General features: G+C 39.5%; 14 protein-coding genes and 2 pseudogenes. 4 read left to right on the top strand and 12 right to left on the bottom strand.

All coding sequences use genetic code 11. The features are described from left to right. Nucleotides 1–50: 50 nt before the first annotated feature. From E2K98_RS06655 to E2K98_RS32290, 7 genes and pseudogenes are all read right to left on the bottom strand, one after another. Nucleotides 51–1,727, bottom strand: coding sequence for a long-chain fatty acid--CoA ligase (locus E2K98_RS06655; protein ID WP_133333473.1), 1,677 nt, complete (start codon nucleotides 1,725–1,727; stop codon nucleotides 51–53). Nucleotides 1,728–1,853: 126 nt separating this feature from the next. After that, a complete protein-coding gene (locus tag E2K98_RS06660) occupies nucleotides 1,854–2,255 on the bottom strand; it encodes a MaoC/PaaZ C-terminal domain-containing protein (protein WP_133333474.1) in 402 nt (133 codons plus the stop codon). Then, nucleotides 2,252–2,701, bottom strand: coding sequence for a MaoC family dehydratase N-terminal domain-containing protein (locus E2K98_RS06665; protein WP_133333475.1), 450 nt, complete (start codon nucleotides 2,699–2,701; stop codon nucleotides 2,252–2,254). The genes E2K98_RS06660 and E2K98_RS06665 overlap by 4 nt, the downstream gene beginning before the upstream one ends. A gap of 20 nt (nucleotides 2,702–2,721) precedes the next feature. Continuing rightward, complete coding sequence (gene fabG, locus E2K98_RS06670; protein ID WP_133333476.1) at nucleotides 2,722–3,486, bottom strand: 3-oxoacyl-ACP reductase FabG; 765 nt, start codon at nucleotides 3,484–3,486, stop codon at nucleotides 2,722–2,724. A gap of 80 nt (nucleotides 3,487–3,566) precedes the next feature. Next, complete coding sequence (locus tag E2K98_RS06675; protein WP_133333477.1) at nucleotides 3,567–4,745, bottom strand: acyl-CoA dehydrogenase family protein; 1,179 nt, start codon at nucleotides 4,743–4,745, stop codon at nucleotides 3,567–3,569. 164 nt (nucleotides 4,746–4,909) lie between these two features. Next, nucleotides 4,910–5,311 (bottom strand): DUF3147 family protein, encoded by a 402-nt coding sequence (locus E2K98_RS06680; RefSeq protein ID WP_133333478.1) that lies wholly within the window; start codon nucleotides 5,309–5,311, stop codon nucleotides 4,910–4,912. Between the two features lie 18 nt (nucleotides 5,312–5,329). Then, nucleotides 5,330–5,682 (bottom strand): annotated as a pseudogene (locus E2K98_RS32290) (DUF3147 family protein). A 451-nt stretch (nucleotides 5,683–6,133) separates the two neighbouring features. Here E2K98_RS32290 and E2K98_RS06690 point away from each other — a divergent pair. Beyond that, nucleotides 6,134–7,486: an APC family permease gene (locus tag E2K98_RS06690; protein WP_133333479.1), complete on the top strand. Its 1,353-nt coding sequence runs from the start codon at nucleotides 6,134–6,136 to the stop codon at nucleotides 7,484–7,486. A 102-nt stretch (nucleotides 7,487–7,588) separates the two neighbouring features. Here E2K98_RS06690 and E2K98_RS06695 read toward each other — a convergent pair whose 3' ends face one another. Together E2K98_RS06695 and E2K98_RS32295 are read right to left on the bottom strand one after the other, a co-directional pair. Then, the gene (locus tag E2K98_RS06695) at nucleotides 7,589–7,744 is read right to left on the bottom strand and encodes a hypothetical protein (RefSeq protein ID WP_165976194.1); all 156 of its coding nucleotides are present in this window, start codon (nucleotides 7,742–7,744) and stop codon (nucleotides 7,589–7,591) included. 115 nt (nucleotides 7,745–7,859) lie between these two features. Continuing rightward, nucleotides 7,860–8,330: pseudogene (locus tag E2K98_RS32295) on the bottom strand (IS5/IS1182 family transposase); the annotation flags it as partial. A gap of 191 nt (nucleotides 8,331–8,521) precedes the next feature. Here E2K98_RS32295 and E2K98_RS06700 point away from each other — a divergent pair. The 3 genes from E2K98_RS06700 to E2K98_RS06710 all read left to right on the top strand — a co-directional run bounded on the left by E2K98_RS06700 (nucleotide 8,522) and on the right by E2K98_RS06710 (nucleotide 11,318). Continuing rightward, nucleotides 8,522–8,725, top strand: a complete 204-nt coding sequence (locus E2K98_RS06700) for a hypothetical protein (RefSeq protein ID WP_133333481.1) — start codon at nucleotides 8,522–8,524, stop codon at nucleotides 8,723–8,725. A gap of 411 nt (nucleotides 8,726–9,136) precedes the next feature. Continuing rightward, nucleotides 9,137–10,474 (top strand): APC family permease, encoded by a 1,338-nt coding sequence (locus E2K98_RS06705; protein WP_133333482.1) that lies wholly within the window; start codon nucleotides 9,137–9,139, stop codon nucleotides 10,472–10,474. 370 nt (nucleotides 10,475–10,844) lie between these two features. Beyond that, on the top strand, nucleotides 10,845–11,318 hold the full coding sequence (locus E2K98_RS06710) for a C40 family peptidase (RefSeq protein WP_133333483.1): 474 nt from the start codon (nucleotides 10,845–10,847) through the stop codon (nucleotides 11,316–11,318). A gap of 179 nt (nucleotides 11,319–11,497) precedes the next feature. Here the strand turns inward: E2K98_RS06710 and E2K98_RS06715 are convergent, their stop codons facing one another. Genes E2K98_RS06715 through E2K98_RS06725 form a run of 3 tightly spaced genes read right to left on the bottom strand, consistent with a single transcriptional unit; the run spans nucleotide 11,498 to nucleotide 15,302 of the window. After that, nucleotides 11,498–13,204 (bottom strand): DL-endopeptidase inhibitor IseA family protein, encoded by a 1,707-nt coding sequence (locus E2K98_RS06715; protein ID WP_133333484.1) that lies wholly within the window; start codon nucleotides 13,202–13,204, stop codon nucleotides 11,498–11,500. A 17-nt stretch (nucleotides 13,205–13,221) separates the two neighbouring features. Next, a complete protein-coding gene (locus tag E2K98_RS06720) occupies nucleotides 13,222–14,598 on the bottom strand; it encodes a HAMP domain-containing sensor histidine kinase (protein ID WP_133333485.1) in 1,377 nt (458 codons plus the stop codon). Then, nucleotides 14,595–15,302: a response regulator transcription factor gene (locus E2K98_RS06725; RefSeq protein ID WP_133333486.1), complete on the bottom strand. Its 708-nt coding sequence runs from the start codon at nucleotides 15,300–15,302 to the stop codon at nucleotides 14,595–14,597. The genes E2K98_RS06720 and E2K98_RS06725 overlap by 4 nt, the downstream gene beginning before the upstream one ends. Nucleotides 15,303–15,406 lie beyond the last annotated feature (104 nt).

Raw genomic sequence — 15,406 nt, forward strand, 5'->3', positions numbered from 1 at the left:
TTTTGATGAAACAAATATTATGAAGAAATTTTTTCAAAAAATAAAATCCTTTATTGAACTTTCTTCTCTACTTTGTCGAGTTCTTCTTCCTGAAGCTTGCGCCATAAAATTTTTCCGCTGCTCGTCATCGGGAATTGCTTTCTAAATTCTACTTCACGCGGATATTTATAAGCAGCCATATAAATCTTGGACCATTCAATAATTTCTTCCTCACTTATTTTCCCTTCATAATTTTCGTTTAAAATCACAAATGCTTTGACGGTTTCCCCTCTCCTTGAATCTGGTACACCGACGACACATGCCTGCTGGATAGCCGGGTGTTTATAGAGGAAGGATTCTACTTCTGTCGGCCAAACTTTATATCCGGATGCGTTAATCATCCTTTTCACCCGGTCTACGATAAAAAAATAGCCTTCTTCATCATAGCGGCCAATATCACCCGTTCTGAAAAACGTTTTACCCTCCATTTCCAAAAAAGAGCCTCTGTTTTCCTCGTCACGGTTATAATAACTAACCATTACCTGGGGACCATTAACAACAATTTCTCCTACTTCTCCCACACCCAGCTCTTTTCCGGTACCTGGTTCGATAATCCTTGCATCAACGTCAAAGGATGGGATTCCTAGACATTGCATTTTTGGGCGGTCTGCTGGGTTAAAATGGGTTTGTGCAATCGTCTCAGATAAACCATAGCCTTCGACAAACCTCAACCCGGTAAGGTTAAACAATTTTTCGCCAACCGCCTCCGGCAATGCGGCCCCGCCTCCGGAAATGGAAGTTAAATTAGCAAGATCCTCTGCCTTTAATTTCGGATTCGCCAGGAAATCCACAATCATCGTCGCAATTGCTACCCAATGGGTGCAAGCCTTCGTTTTGATTAACTCTACTGCCGCCTCACGATTCCATCTTGTCATAATCACCATCGTTCCGCCTGCAAAAATCGGCATATGCATGCTGTGAACCATTCCTGTTACATGGAAAAGTGGCAAAGTTGTTAAATGGACAGAATTCGTTGTCGTACGGGACCAATAATATGCTCCGATCGTGTTTGCATTCACCGTACAATTGGTATGCATACATCCTTTCGGCAGACCGGTTGTTCCAGAAGTATAGGGAAGAACTGCTAGATCATCACCTTTGGCCGTATGTTCAAGAGGAATGAGCTTGGATTCAATCGCTTCCCTCCAAAGGAAATGGTTTGGAAGATTAAAAACCACTCTTGGTGTCTCTACCTCTTTTGGAAGGATACCGGCAAACTCATCTGAAGCGTAATCGGAGTAAGCAGCAATAACCAGATTATTAAGGGTTGTTTGTCCATGTAAGGGACGGACCTGCTCGTATAATTCCTGCCCAATTAATGCCGTATTGATTTCACAATCACGTATATAGAAGTCCAATTCATCCACTGTTAACATTGGATTAATGGGGACGACCACAGCGTTTGCCCTTAAAATTGCATAGTATCCAATAACAAATTGCGGTGAGTTCTGCATAAAAAGCATTACTTTTTCACCTGCAGCGACACCAAGTTTGTGTTGCAAGTACCCAGCAAGGCTATTGACTTCCTCGTTTAGTTGTTGATAGGTGAGATTCTTGCCATAATAATAGATTGCTTCTTGATCTGGATAGCGTTCAGCACTAACCTTGAGGTTGTGATAAAGTGAAGTGGATGGAAGTTTCAAAGATTTTGGGATTTGAGGCCAATAATTGTAATGAAGGGTTAGCATTGATCAACTCTCCTCAACGAATAGAATAAATGTATGTAAACGCTGTCATTTTTGCATAAAAAATAAGGTCGCCAATTATAGGAAACTTAGTGTTCAATTGGCGATACCTTTTCCAAATTTAATTATTTAATATAGTCGATACACGACTTCCCCTTTTAACACTCCTTTATGATCCTGGTTCACTGCTTCTACTTTAAAACGAAGAGTTAGGTCCTGTTTCTCTAGTAATCTTGCTTTAAGAGTGACGACATCGTTTAAAAAGACCATTCCTTTAAAACGGATGGAATAATCTTGAATAAATCCTTCTTCAAAATAGGACGTAAACAGCTTTGCGAGGTTCCCCATTGTCCACATCCCATGCGCAATAATCCCCGGCAGCCCGGCTTTAATTGCTTCTTCATCAATCGTGTGGATGGGGTTATAATCACCAGATGCTCCTGCATATTTGATTAAGTCGAGCCTAGATACGGGCTCAAGTTGAACCTCTTTCAACGATTCTCCAACCTGTAACTGTGACAATGTATTCATGGTGCTAACACCTTCCTCACTGCTTCAGAAATGACAATTGTCGAGGTAGAGCTAAAAATGGTATTTCCGGAAACATCCTCCCCAAAGCTTTCAAGGACAAGAAAACCCATCTTCCCAAAGCCGCCATTTTTCTCCACATAGCTTTTTATGATGGAATAGCAGAAAATTTCTTCCCCTACCATCAATGGGCGAACATAGTGAAAGGTTTGTTCCCCATGAATCAAGCCCTTGACAGGAAGATGAAAGCCATCAATTTCCCCATAATCGAAAACCCTTGGAAACGTGGGCGGTGCAATATTGCTTTTATATCTTGATTGTTTTCCAATCTCTTCATTAAAATAAATCGGCTGCAAGTCGCCAATTGCTTCAGCAAATTTCTTGACGGCCCCTCTTTCAACGACATTTTTTATTTTTGTTGATTGCTTGCCAATTTGATCTTTAAACAATTCCAGCCCACCTCACATGATTAGCATTTCGGTCCGCCTGCAACATAAATAACCTGCCCGTTGATAAACGATGACTTTTCATCAGCAAAGAAAGCAACTGCATTTGCGATATCAGCTGGCTTCCCGCTTCTGCCAACAGGAATTTGAGAAACGCTAGCTTCAACCAAAGTCTCGAATGGAATGCCGATTCTTTCTGCAGTTGCCATGGTCATTTCCGTTTCAATAAAACCTGGTGCTACCGAATTTGCGGTAATTCCATACTTGCCAAGTTCAATTGCTAATGTCTTGGTGAACCCCTGTAAGCCTGCTTTCGCTGCTGCATAATTGGCTTGGCCGCGGTTTCCAAGCGCAGAAGTAGAGGAAATGTTTATAATCCGGCCATAGTTCTTTTCCACCATGTATTTTTGCACGGCACGAGTTGCATTAAAAGAGCCCTTTAAGTGAACATCCATCACCATCTGCCAATCAGAATCCGTCATTTTAAACAACATGTTATCACGGATCACACCCGCGTTGTTGACAAGGATATCGACTGAACCAAATGTTTCAAATACCTCTTTAATAGCTGTTTCCACTTGCTCAGCTTCGACCACATTTGCAACCTTCGAATAGACCTCATAGCCTTTTTCTCTTAATGCACTTGTTGTTTCATGTAATGCTTCTTCATTTAAATCAATAAAGGCAACCTTTGCTCCTTCTTCTGCAAAAAGCTCAACAATACCTTTTCCAATACCACGGCTTCCGCCTGTGACAAATGCTACTTTACCGTCAAATCTTCCAGTCATTATTTATTCCTCCCAATAAAACCTATCTACTTCTCTAGTAATCATACTATGAATAGGAGAACGCTTACAATTCTTACCTATCAAATAGATTGGCCTATTTTCACATGCCCCTTGATCAGGTTTCGAGCAATAATCATTCGCTGAATTTCATCTGTACCATCATAAATTCTCCAAAGCCTGGCTTCCCTGTACCAGCGTTCAATTGGCAATTCCTTTGTATAGCCCATGCCACCATGAATTTGTAAAACTCGATCTACAACGCGGTTACCCATATTGGAACCATATAATTTTGCTATTGAAGCTAAGTGACGGTTATCTTCCCCTGCATCAAGGGTGAACGCGGCATTTAACACTAACCATCTGGCTGCTTCAATTTCAACCGCAGAGTCTGCAATTTGCCACTGAATCGCCTGTCTTTCGGCAATTGGCTTGCCAAAAGTGATCCGCTCTTTTGAATAATCGATGGCCATCTGCAATAGGCGCTCTGCTGCTCCAACTGCTCTTGCCCCCACAATCCATCTGGCAAACCCAATCCATTCAAGCCCTATATTGTACCCTTTATGAAGCTCACCAAGGATATTTTTTTCCGGTACACGGACATTTTCAAAAACTAACCCGGCTGGTCCCCATTCTCCCATTGTATGTATATATTCAGATTTCCAACCCATTTCTCTATCGACAATAAAACAGGTAACCCCTTCTCGGCCCTGTGTTTTTTGATGGAGCTCTTTATTGGTAATCGCAATCGCCATGACAAAATCCGCTTCGTTTCCGCCGGTGATAAAGGTCTTTTCGCCATTTAGCACCCATTCATTGCCGTCTTTCACAGCAGTCATTTTAATATTTCTAGTATCAGATCCAGCACCTGGCTCGGTCATCGCAAAACAGGATTTCTTGTCACCATTAATCGTGGGAATTAAATAGTTCTTCTTTTGTTCTTCATTTCCATAATAAAGGATATTATCAGCTGAACCGCCAAATTGGAATGGCACAAAGGTTTTAGAAACTTCCATTAACACTATAGCCATCATCATTTGGCCAAGGTTGGCACCGCCATATTCCTCTGGAGTATTGATGCCCCAAAAGCCTGCTTCCTTCGCCTTTAATTGCAGTTCCTTTAGCTTACCAGGCGGTAGGCTTGGGCTTCCCTCTCTTTCGTTTCTCAGCACATCATTTTCAAGTGGAATTAACTCTTTTTCTACGAATCTTCTAATTGTCTTTTGCACCATTTTTTGTTCATCGGTAAGTCGCAAATGCATACCATTCACTCCATTCTAATTCTTAGAATCTCCCCTATATTCCACAAATAATATGCAATTCATTCCGAAAACATACCTACTGGTTAGTATGTTAACTATATTTTATTCTGAACTTTCAGATAACACAAGTCTTATTGCGCAAAGTTTATTAAAAAATCCTTTGGCTATTTTCTATGCCAAAGGATTAATGGGTTATGACTATGAATTACTTTTTTACTAAATGCCTTTTCACGAATAGTTGAAATTGCGATGGAGCTTGCCAGCCAGGCAAGGATACCGGAGGCAATACTTAAACCCCAATTATTTGTACCTTCTAATACAAGGAGGACCGTAGTTACACAGACAATTCCTCCCATCATTCCATAAACTGAACCCTTCGCAATATTCGTTGCTTTCCTCGTTCCAGCAGCGATACCGACCATAATGACGGCCGTCAGCATCACACCGGGAAATGTAGCAAAGATACCAGCTAGAATTTTCCACGGAGAAATAATTGTAATCAGATAGCTTAATGAAACAGCCAACCCGCCTAATAAAAATCGAAAAAATAAGTCCTGTTTATTCACAGTAATCACCTATTTCTATTATGATATAATCACAACTACTACCATTGAGACAACAAACCAGCAAGCCATTGAATGAATAATGCCTCGCTTCCAGCCGACCTTTGGAAGCAGATATCCAGCAAGGATCGCAACCAGGATATTAATAGCCATTCCCCAAAATGCTCCCTTAGAAATAAGGATAGAATGTGCCACTAGCTCACCGCCGCGAAAATCAAGCGCAATAGTCAAAAGTGCAGCAAGATAGACAGCTGGGAAGCGGCAAAAATCCCTCCGGCTTTTTCCCCTAGTTTCTTAGCTACAAGTGTACAAGCAAGAACAGCAGAACCTCCTAATATGAATCGAATCAACAGGGCACTTAATGAAAGATGCATGATTTATTCGCCTCTTTCTGATGTTTAATAGTTTGTGCATTTATTCACGAATTTCTTTACATTGATAGTTTACCTCATTTTCTTTCCAACTCCTGTGAACTTTTTATTACGGTTTTCGAAGCGTTTACATATTAAATTCTTGTCTTTTTATGCATTTCTAGATAAATTATGCATGGTTAAATAAAATTACAAAATTAATTTATTTATTAATTCCTAACAAAACATGTATAAATAAACTTTTTTACAATTGAATTCTTTTTATTAAATTTGGTACGAAAATTGCAACTATTTAAAATAGTTAATTATTACTTTGACAAAGATTGGGGGTATGATTGAAATATGGCTTTCAAAGGATACTTTAAATTTTAAAGCATCCTATTGTTTAGGCTGAAATGAAATCGTTTACATGTTTTTTAAAAAGTAAAGTGTTTTATAAGGAGAGTTGATAGTATTGGAGAATGTAAGCCTTAAACGATCACTTGGACTCTGGGCAATTGTTGGCCTCGGGTTAGGGTATATGACACCTACGATTGTATTTGATACTTTTGGAATTGTGTCGCAAGAGACCAATGGAGTTGTACCTCTTGCCTATCTAACAGCACTGGTAGTCATGCTCTTTACAGCGATTAGTTACGGAAAGATGGTAAAGGTTTTTCCGAGTGCAGGTTCAGCCTATACGTATACAAAAGAAACCATGAGTCCCCACCTTGGATTTTTAGTCGGCTGGGCAGCATTGCTGGATTATATCCTTCTTCCAATGGTTAATGCACTTATCATACGTATTTATATGGTTTCCGTATTTCCGAACGTTCCTGCGTGGATTTGGGTTGTTGTGTATGTTGCTATCGTTACGGCTATTAACGTATGGAGTATGGGGAAAACTTCAAGCTTGAATTCCATACTAGTTGTGTTTGAAGTTGTATTAATTGGGGCCTTTATTGTCCTCGCGTTTATTAAGCTTTCACAAGGTATGGGTCAAGGAACCATTTTCACAGCAGAACCACTTTTCCATTCCAATATCCACCTTGGACATATTTTAACAGGTGCAACAGTTGTTTGTTTTTCATTCATTGGTTTTGATGCAGTCACCATGTATGCGGAAGAAGCCAAAGATCAGAAAACACTGCCGCGGGCGATTATGCTGACCGTGTTTATCGGCGGAGCGATCTTTTTCGTCTGTGGATATTTTGCACAAGCGTTATTCCCAGACGTATCGAACTTCAAAGTAACAGATGATACCCTTCCTGAAATTGGCTTATATGTCGGGGGGACATTATTTAAACTTATTTTCCTTGCAGGTGCTTTTGCCGCAACCGTTGCATCGGGACTTGCTTCACATGCAAGTGTGTCCCGTCTTCTATATGTTATGGGACGAAATGGTGTCTTACCTAAAAAGCTTTTTGGCTACGTACACCCGAAATTCAGGACTCCTGCCTTTAATGTCATTCTTGTTGGTGTTGTTTCACTGCTTGCGATTGCTCCAAGTCTAGAGTTGATTTCTTCATTTATAAATTTTGGGGCGTTAATTGCCTTTACCTTTGTCAATTTATCTGTAATCGCCCATTTCGTATTCCGCCAAAAGAGATATAAAACAGGAAAAGATATTTTCGCCTACATTGTCATGCCGCTTTTAGGAGCTGGATTAACGGGAATTTTATGGTATAACCTGCAGGCTGATGCTCTAATCGGAGGAATTGTCTGGGTAGTCATAGGGTTTATTTATCTTTTATTCCAAACAAAATTCTTTAAAGTTAAAATTACTGATTTTGATTTCGATGAAGCAGAACGTACCACAACTCTATAAATAGTTAGAGAGGGACAGGTTTAATACGGTCCCTCTCTGATTGTCGAGAAAGGGTATTTTTCTCGACATTTTTTTGTCTGACTCCAAACTACCGCTTTTTCATTAAATATTAGCACCTGCTACCTGCCCTGTTGATTTCCGCTCCGGGTGCTTCGCTTTCCGCGGGCGTGCCGGGGAGCCTCCTCGTCGCTTTGCTCCTGCGGGGTCTCCCCTGCCCCGTACTCCCGCAGGAGTCTTCGCACCCTCCGCTCCAATCAACAGGGAGAAATGACCTAATAAATTGCAACACACATTTTCTAACCTGGTTAAATTTGTGTGACAATCTTTTTATAATTTAGGCAGGCTGCAGTTATGTGAGCCTGTTCACTTACATTCGATCAGACAGCCCTTTATAAATAGGGTTTGTATGAAAACCTAAATCTAGGGCTAAAGCTTCTATTTCCAAGGGTAACATATACATCCGTAATAATATTAAACTTCCTGTCTAAAGTCCGGTGTTCAAGGTAACGAAACATTTCCTGCTTAATATCAGGGGACATAAATCATATTCAGGGTCTGTTTTACTAACCCTAACTTCTTTAGTTTTTTAACTTCCTCCCTTTCCTTTAACGGTTATTATCAGACTTGATTCTATCATCTTCTATGCTTATTTAATTCCTCAAAATATTCGCAAGTCACTATTTCCACTTCTTCTTTTACAAACATATGTTATTGGCGTTGCCTTTAAATGAGTAGAGTCCGTAAATTGAACTCGCCCCCCACCATTTGTGATTCATTGCTAAGAGAACTATTCATCAAAACTATCCAGAAAAATATCAATTTCTGTAAAACTATATCTACGATTCTAACTAATCTCGAAAGGTGTGGAATCTAAAAGAAATGAAACATCTTTATTTTTTTCAATTAAATGTAGAAGGTGACCGTCCAAAACTAGATATCAATGGACATAAATTCATTTTCACTTTAGCTAGATTCTTTTAACTAAAACATTAATTTCACCGCTTACTTTTTTAATAGTTTAAAGGAAAGTCTTTATTGAATAACAAAAAGTTGATTGGAGCGGAAGGCGCGAAGACTCCTGCGGGAGTACGGGGCAGGGGAGACCCCGCAGGAGCGAAGCGACGAGGAGGCTCCCCGGCACGCCCGCGGAAAGCGAAGCGCCTGGAGCGGAAATCAACGGGCCTGTTGAAAAGCATAAATATTAATAATGTTATAACAATTAATGCGGTGAATTATTGAAGGAGTAAAGGAAATAAAACATAAATCGAAAGTTTTTCGACAACTTGAGAGGGACAGGTTTGATGTCCTCTTTTTTTCATGTCAGGATTATGCAAGAATGCGTAAATTATGCAAAACTTCATAAAGAATAACAGGTATACCTAATCTGGCTAGATGGAGAAAAGTCGAATTTTGGAGAAAGTTCCTGGCCTTTTCACTCCAAATTTGCATGATTTTATGGTTGGCACGAAAATTGCAAATATTTTAAACAGTTACATTTTATATTAATATAGAAGGAGGATTAATAGATTGGTTGATTAACGAAGGCTTTTAAACTTTAAAAGCTTTTGAAGGATAATTTTAAAATGAAACGGCTTTCATTTTGAAAAAATTTCACATAGGCTAGATGTGCATAAAGGGGAGTTGTTTAAATTGGAGAATGTTACACTAAAGCGTTCACTTGGATTATGGGCAATCGTTGGGCTTGGCTTAGGTTATATGACCCCTACGATTGCATTTGATACCTTTGGCATTGTTTCTAAAGGAACAAATGGGGTTGTTCCGCTTGCCTACCTTACAGCTTTATTGGTGATGCTGTTCACCGCTATTAGTTATGGGAAAATGGTACAGGTATTTCCTAGTGCGGGTTCGGCCTATACCTATACAAAGGAGACAATGAATCCATACTTAGGATTTCTTGTCGGCTGGGCTGCACTGCTAGACTATATCCTCCTTCCAATGGTGAATGCTCTAATTATCCGAATTTACATGGTATCCATCTTCCCAAGTGTCCCAGCATGGGTATGGGTTCTCATTTGGGTGGCGATTTGTACAGGATTAAATGTTTGGAGTATGGGAAAGACCTCAAATTTGAATTCCATTTTGGTTGCTTTTTCACTAATTTTAATTGTGGTTTTTATCATTCTGGCTTTTGTAAAGTTTTCTCAAGGAATGGGGCAAGGAACCATTTTAACAACAGAACCGCTTTTCCATGCGAATATCCATTTTGGTGCCGTTTTGACGGGGGCTACGGTCGTTTGTTTCTCCTTTATTGGATTTGATGCCGTTACCATGTACGCTGAGGAAGCAGTTGATAAAAAAATCATGCCAAAAGCGATTATGCTAACGGTTTTCATTGGTGGAGCTATCTTTTTCGTTACAGGGTATTTCGCTCAAGCCTTATTCCCAAATGTTTCGAATTTCAAAAATACCGACGATACCTTACCTGAAATTGCATTATATGTTGGCGGCACTCTTTTTAAACTATTCCTTCTTGCAGGTGCCTTTGCGGCAACGGCAGCCTCCGGACTTGCTTCCCATGCGAGTGTTTCGAGACTTTTATATGTGATGGGGCGTAATGGGGCCCTGCCGAGAAAACTATTTGGTTATGTGCATCCTAAATTCCGGACGCCTGCGTTTAACGTCGTTTTCGTTGGTGCGGTTTCCATGCTCGCCATCTCTCCAAGCTTGGAGTTAGTTTCTTCGGTTATTAATTTTGGAGCGTTAATTGCGTTTACATTTGTTAACTTATCGGTCATAGCCCATTTTGTCTTTAAGGAAAAGAGATATAAAACGGCAAAGGATCTTTTCACTTATTTAATCATGCCGTTAATCGGTGCTGGCTTAACAGGGATTTTATGGTCAAACCTTCATGCAGATGCACTTATTGGAGGAATCGGTTGGACACTGATTGGGGTACTTTATTTACTCTATCAAACCAAAATTCGTAAAAACGATATTGCCGTTTTAGATTTTGAAGAAGCAGGATGATGTGGGAAGGCAGACCTATATAGTCCATCTCCTATATGAGAATACTAAGCCGCTTGGATTAACCAATTCCAAGCGGCTTTTAGTTTTATAGGCATTTTAAATAACATTTTTGATTGGAGCGGAAGGCGCGAAGACTCCTGTGGGAGTACGGTACAGGGGGACCCCGCAGGAGCGAAGCGACGAGGAGGCTCCCCGAAGCGCCCACGGAAAGCGAAGCGCCTAGAGCGGAAATCAACTACCATGTTCACATTGCCATTTCTATAAATCTTTTACCTTTTTGTAAACATTTTTAACTGTTTCGATACCTATGATTTTCTAAAATTGATTATGATTACCTTGTGGAAAAAAATAATCGAAAGTAGGGATTTTCATGGTAAATGCTTCATTGAAGAAAGGTTCATTTTTGACAGCTTTAGTAACGGCGTTGCTCCTCATGTTCTCTTCCTTCTTTAGCCCGATTGCTGAGGCATCACAGACGAAAGGACAAAAAGTTGTATCCTATGCCCAAAAATATGAAGGAAGTCCTTTCAAATATGGCGGCACCACTCCAAAAGGATTTGATGCTTCAGGTTACACTCAGTTTGTTTATAAAAATGCTATAAATACTAAGATTCCAAGAACAAGTGCCGATCAATATAAAGTTGGTAAAAGCGTTACATTGAGCCAATTACAGCCTGGTGACCTCGTATTCTATAAAACAAATGGAAAAACGGTTTCCTTTGTTGCTATTTATATCGGTAATCAAAAATTCATTGGTGCTACCTCTAATGGTGTAAAGGTTCAGTCGATGAAGCTATCTTATTGGAAAGATAAATATGTTGGCGCTAAGAGAATCATCAAATAACCCGCTTCTGATTAAGTTGATGAAAAAGTTGCAAAAAAAGTGGAAGGATTTTTTCTACTACGTCGTAATAGTATTTCTATGCATTCTTGGTGTAAATTCCCTCTTTTATTTCATCGTTCGTTTATTCATTCGTGATTTTTAAAAAGGCTTGGGGATTTCCCCAGCCTTTTTAAACTTCATTAAAAAGTCCCAGGATCAGAGAATATTCTCCATCCGATCTCTGTTTTTTGGAATCCGATATGGACCACTTCGTAGGAGTAACTATTTCCTAGTGGAACCTTTATATCAAACTCTTTTTCTTCCCCATTATCTTTTTTCTGCACTACTTTTGCTAAATCATAATTTAACATTGATCCCCCGTCGGCATTTGGCTGGACAAGCTTCCTATCGTGCTCTAAAATTTTTGCTTTTTTCATAAAGGTATCGATTGCATCCAATGTATATGAAGAGGATAAATAATTAAACAACTTTGCTTTCGTGTCTAAATCAGCCCCTAGATAACGGTACTCTGAATCACTTAGATTGATGGGTTCGATTATTCCATCTTTCATTTCTCCGCCGCTCATTACATACTGATATTTCACCGCTGCATCCTTTGCGATCTGAATGACATTTACATTTTCAAGGCTGTAATATTCCTGGTACTCGGGTCCGATTTTTACACTTGAAATGATTTGTTCCCTGTTGGAAATAGCTGTTTGAACGAGCTTATTCCCAGCATCGCTCAATTCTTTTCCTCTCCTTATAAAATAAAGATGGTTTTTCGTTTCTCCAATTTTCACTAATTCAGTGTCCTTGATTCCTCCTGACATATCCTTTGTAAAAATCTCGAAGGTAAATAAACTTTTTTGCAGCCTTTGATCAGGAGAAAATAGGACTGAAACGATATCGCTGTTATTTTCGCCGTGTCCGCCTTTCGTTGTAATGTATGGAGCAAGATTACTTGGAACACGAAAGGACAGATTCGGATCATGATATTCAAACAAAACCGAAGAGTCTTTATTTTTTTCCAGCTTTTCAACAATTTGATCCTTTAATTTCAAAAAAGAGCTATAAGACGGAACAACAGTATGAAGCTTCATTCCCTTTTCCAGTGCCTTTAAAGCCAGCTCCGGGTGATTCGCCTTTAAATGGGCATCAGCTAAATAATACCAATAATAAGCGGCATCCGGAACCTCTGCTGTTCGATGTTCATAATAATCAATCACCTTATGAAAATAGCTGGATTCATGTTCTTTATCCACTTCAAAGCTGTTCCCATTCCATTTTAATAGCTGTACCTTATAAACATCCGCAAGATCACGCTGCCAAATGACAAGTCTAGTCAATGAATCATTTTTAAACTGAAGGGCTTCCAATTCGTGATAGTTTAACCTCTGTATCTTCTTAAGTTGTTGCTTATTCCAGGAATAGATTTCCAATACATTCCCCGAAGAAACTCCATCCTGCCAACCAATTAATAGGTCCTTTTGTTGATCTTCCGTTACATCAGCAGAATTGGCCCAGTTAACCGCATAGCCGGTTCCTTTTTTAATAAAAACTTTTGCCCAATCCTTATTTTCTTTTTTTAATACAAAAAAGCCAACCTGGTCTTTGGTGTTGGTTGAACAATAAAAAACAACAATTTCGTTTTTCCCATCCCCATCTAAATCAACGGGCTGCACCGAGTCAGCCCCTACAGGACCATTCGGCACTGAAAAAGTAGTCCCCTTTGGCAGATACTTTGCAGCGATTGCCACCACATTAGCATCATGCTCCGTTTTAAATGCTTTCACGTACTTCGGAACCTGTATAAGACTTTCAGGTTCGGGAAAAAGATTGCAGCCGCTAAGCATAATCATACCGATTGCCGGAACAACCCATTTTCTCATTTGGCTTCCGAACATAACCTTCTCCTCTTAATCTATTTAATTGGCAGACGAATCTCTGCTGTAGTTCCTTTCCCATTCTTACTTGTCAAAGAAAATTTCCCGTGATGCGCTTGGATAACCTCATCGACAATTGCCAATCCGATTCCGCTCCCAGCACCTTTGGACTTCCCTTTATAAAATTTATTTTTCACCAACTGTAATTCTTCTTCAGTGATTCCACTACCTGAATCGATGACTTGAATTACCGCTTCCTTTCCTATGCTCGTTAGTACGACAACAATTTTCCCACCATAAGGGGTGAACTTAAAAGCATTATCCAAAAGATTCATCAATACCTGCTTTAAACGATTATGATCTACAAGAACGGGCACAAGACTTTCATCTAAATGTCCTGAAAGCTGAATTCCTTGTCTCTCAGCCCTTGGAGCTAATTGTTGAATCACCTGTTGGATGAAAGTTGGCAATACGACTTTTTCAATCACCAAGGGCAGTTTACCTGAAGATAAACTCGAGAAATCTAGTAGGTCACCAAGTAAATGATTGAGCCGGTCACTTTCAGTTGAAATAATTTCAAGACCGTTGCGGAAGAAATCGTCTTCTGTCATGGAATTAAGCGTAACTGCCCAGCCCTTGATGGAGGTCAAAGGCGTTCGAAGTTCATGTGAAACAGAAGCGATAAATTCATTTTTTAATTGCTCATGCTTCTCAATCTGCATCGCCATATAGTTTAATGTATCTGCAAGCTTGCCAATTTCATCTTCATTCTCCTTTTTGACTCTGGTAGATAACTTCCCGGAAGCCATTTGTTCCGCAGCCTTCGTAATAACACTAATCGGCTTCGTAATAGTGTTTGCAAGGAAAAAGCTGATGATGGCTGCAGTAAGGATAACAATCCCTCCAAAAGATAAAAGGATTAGCATATTTTTGGTAAAAACGTGATTTAACCGTTCCATTGAGGTAGTAAAGCGAATTGCCCCAATAACCGTACTTCCCCGCTTTAACGGCTGTGTTACAAATAAAATCCGTTCTCCAGCTGCTTTCGTATCTAGATAACCGGTAACACCGGTAAAGGCCATTTTTACATCCTCATAATCGGAAATGTTTTTTTGCTTATTTTCATGGGTATCAGCGATTACATTTCCATTGGGGTCAATTAATTGAACTTCAGCCGATACCAGGAATCGATATTGATTCAATAATCTTCCCGGGTTGTTAAGCAACTGGTTATCAATTAATTCCTGCTCATAATAGGAAGAAAACAATAGGCCTTGGTCGCCTAATGTTTGCTTGATTCCATCAAGATAATAAACTCTTAAGGCGAAAAGAATAATCGCTTCAAATAAGGCAACACTAAAGATGATGAGGATTAAATAACTCCAAACCACTCTCCGTTTTATTCCCTTTTTCATTTATTTATCTCACTATTTTGAAAGGAATAACCAAAACCCCAGATGGTTTTTAAAAACAAAGGCTGAGACGGGTCATCTTCAATTTTCTCTCTTAATCTGCGAATATGTACATCTACTGTTTTTGGGTCGCCAAAATAATTTTGCCCCCAAATTTCATCTAATAGCTGATTTCTTGAGAGCGGCTCGTTAAAGCGCTCAAAAAATAATTTAATTAATTGAAATTCCCTTGCGGTTAATTTGACCAATTGTCCATTTTTGTACAAGCGCTGTGTTTTCATTTCGAAATGAAAAGGGCCAGCTTTGATAACCGGTTCAGGCTGTTTAGGTACTGTTTGATTTGTTCTTCTTAAAACTGAACGAATTCTTGCCACTAGTTCCAGTGGATTAAATGGCTTAACAATATAATCATCCGCACCGAGCTCCAAACCCATGATCTTTTCCATGTCTTGTCCGCGGGCAGAAACAATAACTATAGGAAGTCTGGGATGAGTTTCCCTGATTTTGCTGCAGATTTCAAATCCGTCCATATCAGGCAGCATAATATCTAAAAGGACTAAAGAAGGAGTTCGATTATTTACAAGTGCTAACGCCTCTTTCCCTTCCCCTGCTTCCATTACCTCAAAATTTGAGCGCTGTAAATTAAATACAATTAGTTTCCGAATCGGGATTTCATCTTCCACCACTAAAATTTTTCCTTCTGACATCGTATAAACCTCACATTTTAAAATTTCCCTTCTTCTATAATTTTACATATAAGGTAAAACTAAGCAACGGTTATTTCATTTTATTATAAAAAAATAACCCACGC

The organism is Bacillus salipaludis, assembly GCF_004358205.1.